3 protein-coding genes are annotated in these 3,197 nt (G+C 56.2%); 1 reads left to right on the forward strand and 2 read right to left on the reverse strand.

Going from position 1 to position 3,197, the window contains the following annotated elements; translation table 11 throughout:
* Window positions 1–563 (reverse strand): hypothetical protein (locus tag ACTHQV_RS19115; RefSeq protein WP_440492303.1); only part of this gene is annotated, 563 nt, incomplete at its 3' end.
* A 595-nt stretch (window positions 564–1,158) separates the two neighbouring features.
* On the opposite strand from ACTHQV_RS19115, the gene ACTHQV_RS19120 reads away from it, so the two are divergent.
* A complete protein-coding gene (locus tag ACTHQV_RS19120; protein WP_440492304.1) occupies window positions 1,159–1,941 on the forward strand; it encodes a hypothetical protein in 783 nt (260 codons plus the stop codon).
* Between the two features lie 82 nt (window positions 1,942–2,023).
* Here the strand turns inward: ACTHQV_RS19120 and ACTHQV_RS19125 are convergent, their stop codons facing one another.
* The gene (locus tag ACTHQV_RS19125) at window positions 2,024–3,001 is read right to left on the reverse strand and encodes an AraC family transcriptional regulator (protein WP_440492305.1); all 978 of its coding nucleotides are present in this window, start codon (window positions 2,999–3,001) and stop codon (window positions 2,024–2,026) included.
* Window positions 3,002–3,197 lie beyond the last annotated feature (196 nt).

Raw genomic sequence — 3,197 nt, forward strand, 5'->3', positions numbered from 1 at the left:
ACGTACCTGTCCCATACGGCCTCCTTCCATTCGAACGAAAGGATCGCACCATCAAACCGTGGGATCAAACACCTAGCGTAGATACGAAGGAACGGAAGATCCGGCGAAAAGTCGCGCGGCTCTCGTGTACTGATATGTAGATGGCCGAGCACAGGAGTGCCGGGACCATCGAGTAATGGCAGTAACGCTAACCCACGTTGCCCGAAGCGTTGTAGAAGGTTCTTCGTTTCGAGCCTGGTCTCGATATCGATGTTCGGCACGATGGCGGGCTCGCCGCTGTCGAGAAGCGCGCTTTCTAATGACCCATCATCCCGCCGAGCTACTGTCCCGCCAACGTGCAGCTCGCCTATTCCCACACCCGCTCGCAATATAACCCTGCGAGCTTGGTTACTCAGTCGGTACATGAGGACCATGTCTGCCTTAACCGCTTCGCACACGCAGCGGCACGCCTCACGCATGATCAGGTCAACGTTTTCCGACTTGAGCGCAAACTCAGCGAACGTCGCTAGCATTTCCTGCTGGCGACAGGCGACCGTATGTGTCGTGTCGCGAACTGCGACCATAATCTCTCCCGATGCCTTTAAGGTGGACATCGAATTCCGATTGGCTTGTAATTCTAATCAAGATCGCACGAACCAGAAATGGCGCCAACATCTTTAATTTAGAATCGGCGATATCGCTGTTGCCAGCTATATAACGGACCATCGCTTACAGATTGCTGTCCATATAGTGTCAGCATACCCCAGTTCATGAAACTAGCTGCAGCTATGCTGAAGGGCGAGCTACGGCCCGGTTGTGGTATTAGTCGGCCATCAGGGCAAGTGGCTACGGCACTCTATTTATTTCGGAATGCCGCTTGCGGTCCATCGGCGGTCGATAGCGGGCCTTTTGAATGCCGGTCTGACCACCATCCGTATGATACAGCAAAGCTGGCCTACTCCGTTCAGAGTAAGCTTCAGTCCCATACTCCATTTAGGGTATAGTCTCCGCAAAAATAAAAGCACATTTTACAAACACTAACCTATGTAACTGGATATTGTCCGGTAACGTCGGCTTACTATGTGCACAACAAGAATTCGCCTTTAGCAGCGAGCTGTATGCGTACCGCCCCATGAGGTGCCTTTACCCATGGGCAAACACTTACGGACGAGGTGTGTCATGGGTTTTCGCAATAATAGCGTTCTGATTACATCGGCTACCGAGGTTGCCGTCGTCGCCAATGGAATCGCAGACGTTTATGATGCAGGCGGCGGCTCGCACGCCTATGTCATTGCCAACGGAAAAGTAGGGAATGACAGCTTCGTCAATTTTGGAAGCGATGATTCCATCCTTAACGGCAAGAAGATTTTTGACGGGAATGGCGACGGCTTCATCGCATTCGGACCGAATGGGGTTCTCGACATCGATCGTAGTTCGCGAAGCAACGCGGGCGAGGATCATTTCCAGATTGTTGGCGAGAACGAGAACGCGATCCTGTTGTTGCGATATCTTGGGGAGAAGGGCGGCAACCACGTCTACGCCGACGCCGGAACGCTATTCACCCTATTCGATACCTTCGGCGAAGCAAACGTCATCGAAGGCGACGTTTCAAACGACATCATCGATGTCAGCGGTGGTCAGAAGATTGTGTTTCACGACAATGGCCTCGGCCTGAACCTAGGTAGTGATACCGTAACAGGCTTCGGTGATGATGATCTGTTCGTGACTACGCGGAAATTGTTTGACCGTGATGGCGACAATACCGTTACGTTTGGCGGCAACGCTGTTCTCGACACATCAGGTACGACTGGCCCCAGTTCGAGCGACCCATCCAAGGGGCCTGGTGGTCAGGTCAACTTCACCGGAATCACTGGGCTGGCTTACCTTGGTTCGAGCGAAGTCGACGGAACGACATACTATTATTATGGTACTGCGACGACTACGGCCGATCCGGTTATCTGATAGGCCATTGCTATAACAATAAGGAGGCTCGCCGAACAGTCGGCGAGCCTTTCAGTATTTACAATCATAGGTCCATGAAGGCTCAGCGAGTCCGTAAATCGCTCGGACTGTAGCCAAACGCCCGTTTGAACAATCGGTAGAAATGGGAGCTGTCAGAAAATCCTACCGCAAAGGCGACGTCGATCACACGCGCGTTGTCTGCAAGCAACCGCTCTCGGGCGCGTTCGAGGCGGGTCCGGTACAATTCTTCGGAAAAACTCAGTTTCGCCTTCTCGAAAGCCAGATGACCCGCGCGTTCCGATATGCCGACAATGGCGGCAACATCGCGCATCGTCAGGCACGGATTGGCATAATCGCGCCGGATCGCCTCTAGCATGGCTGCAACCCGGGCGGCGCCTGCGGCGGGGCGGGCGAGGACAGATGCCTCGTCCGCATGTGGCGTGCACAAGGCAGCTATCAGTTCGGCGATATGGCGGTCGGCGATCGGCGCGAGCGCCCCTGTCTGTTTCGCCTCTTCCCATGCGACACGGGCATAGCATTGCAGCAGCCGCATGAGCGAGGCGGACGCAGCGTGCAACGCCCCCAGCACCAGCTCAGGATCGACGCCGCGTAATGCCTCACGTGCCAGCCGAATTAGCATCAGGTCGGCACGCGTCCAACTGGTGTCTATCGTTCGGTCGAATTGCGCAAGGACGCCCTCGCCAGGCCTCAGCACCGTCCGCCGGTCTCGATGATCTAGTCGGCCCTTGCCGCCGAGCAACGAGAAGAACACGAGGTCTTCAGCGCCGTCGCGCAGGCAGTCGCGGTCGCGATGGTTGCGAATGTCCTGGAGGCTGGTCACAGCGACGCGCGTCATATCCCCAGCAATGCAGGCAAAGTCGACCTTTAACGCGCCGCCGTCGAGTGGGGAGGGGGTGCAGCCGGTCAGCGTGCGACCCACCACCTCCCGCCATTGTGCGACGCGATCCGCCTCCGGCAGGTCGTCGCTGCAGAATCGCAGCAGCCCGCCCGGCGCCGCATTGCGCTCCGGTCCCGCTGCGTTGCGCTGTTGTCCACGCATATCCACTTCCCCTGGATATAATGGATGGGACGCTTTTACTGTACCGCCGCTAGTAACTGTTACGACGAATCATTCCCGCCTTTGTCGCACGGCCGCACCAAAGCCTTTCCTGAGCAACTGTGGACTTGCCCCGCTCAAATGGAGAGGCATTTGCTCAGCGTGGCGCGGTTTGTTCGAACTGCGCCGGGCTGGTGTA

The sequence above is a fragment of the Sphingomonas sp. SAFR-052 genome (genome assembly GCF_051965015.1).
GTDB lineage: Bacteria > Pseudomonadota > Alphaproteobacteria > Sphingomonadales > Sphingomonadaceae > Sphingomonas.